Here is a 3,722-nt window from a genome sequence, read left to right on the forward strand (position 1 = left end):
TACCACCGGTGATCAGCACCGTGCCGCGCGGCGACCATGCCCGGGCGGGAGCGGTGGCGCCGCCGGCCCGCACGAGCCGGCGTCCGAAGACGCCCGAGGCGCGGACCGCCACCTGGTCCTCGGCCGACTGTCCGAGGACGGCGGCCACGCGGGCCGCGGTACGGGGGTCGAGCAGCTCGGGGAGGTCGAGCAGACCGCCCCAGCGCTGCGGGTACTCCAGTGCCGCCGCGCGGCCGAAGCCCCACACCTGCGACTGCAGCGGCCGGTCCACGCGGTCGGAGCGGCCGGTGGCCACCGCGCCGCGGGTGGCGCACCACAGGGGCGCGTCGATACCGGCGTCGCCGAGCGCCTGCACCAGGCAGAGGGTGGCGGCGAGGCCGTGCGGCAGACCGGGGTGGCCGGCCGAGGTGCTCTCGTCCTCGGCGAGCAGCGACAGCACGCCGGCCAGGGGGCCGGTGCCGGCCAGCTCGCGGGCCAGCGTCGCCCGGTCGGTGCCGGGCCCGGCGACGAGCGTGACCAGGTCCAGGCCGCGCTCGCCGAGCGCGGTGCGGACCGAGGCGGCCCACTCGCTCTCCCCGGCCGTCACGAGCAACCAGGTACCGGCCGCGCCGGACTCCGGGAGCGCGCCGAGCGGCTTCCACGTGACGTGGTAGCGCCAGCCGTCGACGACCGACTGCTCGCGGCGCTGGCGGCGCCACGCGGACAGCCGGGGCAGGATCGCGCCGAGCGAGTCGTCCGCGCCGACGCCGAGGGTCGCGGCGAGGGATTCCACGTCCTCCCGCTCCACGGTGTCCCAGAATCCGGAGTCCGCCGGGTCGGCCGCGGTGCCGGTGGCGGCGGCCGGGTCCTCGTCCCCTTCCAGCCAGAAGCGCTCGCGCTGGAAGGCGTAGGTGGGCAGGGCGACGCGGTGAGCGCCGGGGAAGAGCGCCTGCCAGTCCGGGGAGACGCCGTGCACGTGCAGTGCGGCGAGCGCGGCGGTGACGGCCTGCTGCTCGGGGCGGTCGGTGCGCAGGACGGGCACGGCGACCACGGCGTCCGCGTCGTCCACGCAGGACTGTGCCAGGCCGCTGAGGACGCCGCCGGGGCCGATCTCGACGAAGGCCGTCACGCCCAGGTCGTGCAGGGTCCGGACCCCGTCGGCGAAACGGACCGCCTCGCGGACGTGCCGGACCCAGTACTCGGGGGTGTACGACCCGGCGAGGTCACCGGTCAGGTTGGACACCACGGGGATCTGCGGCTCATGGAACGTCAGTCCCGCCACCGTACGGCCGAACTCGTCGAGCATGGGGTCCATGAGGGGCGAGTGGAAGGCGTGGCTGACCTTCAGCCGGGAGGTCTTGCGGCCTTGCTGTGCGAAGACCTCGGCGATCGCGGTGACGGCGTCCTCCGCGCCGGAGATCACCACGGACCGCGGGCCGTTGACCGCGGCGATGCCGACTTCGTCGGTCAGGTGCGGCAGGACTTCGTCCTCGGTGGCCTGGACCGCCACCATCGCGCCACCCGCAGGCAGGGCCTGCATCAGTGCGGCGCGCGCCGACACGAGCTTCGCGGCGTCGTCGAGCGACAGCACGCCGGCCACGTGCGCGGCCGCGATCTCGCCCACGGAGTGACCGGCCACGTAATCCGGCCGGACGCCCCACGATTCGAGGAGCCGGAACAGCGCCACCTCGATCGCGAAGAGGGCGGGCTGAGTGGAGCCGGTCCGGTCGAGGTCCTCGGAGTCGACGTCGACCGGGGCGTCCAGACGCGCGCACACCTCGTCGTACGCATCGGCGAAGACGGGGAACGCCTCGTACAGCTCACGCCCCATGCCGATCCGCTGCGAACCCTGCCCCGAGAACAGGAAGCCGGTCCTGCCCTCGGAGCGGGCGCGCCCCAGCGTCACGTTCGCCGCGGGCTCGCCGGCCGCGAGCGCGGCGAGTCCCTGCCGGAGCTCGTCCGCGCCCTGCGCCAGGAGCACGGCACGGTCCTCGAACATCTCGCGGGAGGCGAGGGAGAGGCCGATGTCGGCAGCCGTCCACCCGTCGTTCGCGTCGAGGTGACCGGCCAGCCGGGCCGCCTGCGCGCGCAGCGCCGGCTCGCCCTTGCCCGACAGCACCCACGGCACAGCCGCGCCGGAGTCGGGGGTCGGGGGCAGCTCGGCTGCCGCGGGGGCCTGCTCGATGATGGTGTGGGCGTTGGTGCCGCTGACACCGAACGACGAGATCGCGGCGCGGCGCGGGCGGTCCGACTCCGGCCACTCGACGGCCTCGGTGAGCAGGCGCACCGCGCCCGCCGACCAGTCCACGTGCGGCGTCGGCTCGTCCGCGTGCAGCGTCTGCGGCAGCATGCCGTGCCGCATCGCCATGACCATCTTGATGATGCCGGCCACGCCCGCCGCGGCCTGGGTGTGGCCGATGTTGGACTTCAGCGAGCCCAGCCACAGCGGCCGGTCCTCCGGTCGCTCCTGGCCGTACGTGGCGAGGAGTGCCTGCGCCTCGATCGGGTCGCCCAGCGTCGTTCCGGTGCCGTGCGCCTCGACGACGTCGACGTCGCCCGGCTCGACGCCGGCCGAGGCCAGTGCCTGCCGGATCACGCGCTGCTGCGCCGGGCCGTTCGGGGCGGTCAGGCCGTTGGACGCGCCGTCCTGGTTCACCGCGCTGCCGCGGACCACCGCGAGGACCTCGTGGCCGTTGCGGACGGCGTCGGAGAGGCGCTCCACGAGGACCACGCCCACGCCCTCGGACCAGCCGGTGCCGTCCGCGTCCGCGCCGAACGCCCTGCACCGGCCGTCGGGCGACAGGCCGCGCTGGCGGCTGAACTCCACGAAGACGTTGGGGCTGGCCATGACGGTGACGCCGCCGGCCAGGGCCATCGTGCACTCGCCGCTGCGCAGCGACTGGACGGCCAGGTGGAGGGCGACGAGCGAGGACGAGCAGGCCGTGTCGATCGTGACGGCCGGTCCTTCGAGGCCGAAGGTGTAGGCCACCCGGCCGGAGACGACGCTGGACGCGCCGCCGACCAGCCGGTGTCCTTCGACGCCTTCCGGCGTCCGGCGCACGTCGGCTCCGTAGCCCTGGTAGGCCATGCCGACGAAGACGCCGGTCCGGCTGCCGCGCAGCTGTGCGGGGGTGATCCCGGCCCGCTCGAAGGCCTCCCAGGAGGTCTCCAGCAGCAGCCGCTGCTGCGGGTCCATCGCCAGCGCCTCGCGGGGGCTGATGCCGAAGAAGGCTGCGTCGAAGTCGGTGGCGTCGTAGAGGAAGCCGCCGTCGCGCGCGTAGGTCTTGCCGGGGCGGTCGGGGTCGGGGTCGTAGAGGGAGTCGACGTCCCAGCCGCGGTTGGCCGGGAATTCGGAGATGGCGTCGCCGCCGGACGCCACGAGGTTCCACAGGGCCTCGGGCGAGTCGACGCCGCCGGGCAGCTGGCAGCTCATCGCCACGATGGCGATGGGCTCGTCGTCGCCGGCGGCGGCCGCGTGCTGTTCCTGCAGCGCGGCGGCCTGCGATCCGAGCAGTTCGCTCCGGAGGAAGCGGGCGAGGGCCGTGGCGTTGGGGTAGTCGAAGACCAGGGTGGGCGGCAGCGCGAGGCCGGTCGCCGTGTTGACCTTGTTGCGGAGTTCGACGGCGGTCAGCGAGTCGAAGCCGAGGTCCTTGAACGCCCGGTCGGGCTCGACCTCCGCCGCAGAGGCGTGGCCCAGGACGGCCGCGACGTGTGCGCGGACCAGGTCGACCAGGGTCTCCGTG

Annotated in this window: 1 protein-coding gene; it reads right to left on the reverse strand. The window is 74.7% G+C overall.

What is annotated here, in order from left to right:
• On the reverse strand, positions 1-3,722 hold a 3,722-nt coding region (locus V7793_RS35000; protein WP_336013726.1), incomplete at both ends, for a type I polyketide synthase.

Origin of the sequence: Streptomyces sp. KLMMK, assembly GCF_036961605.1 — a bacterium.
GTDB classification, from domain to species: Bacteria; Actinomycetota; Actinomycetes; order Streptomycetales; family Streptomycetaceae; genus Streptomyces; species Streptomyces telluris.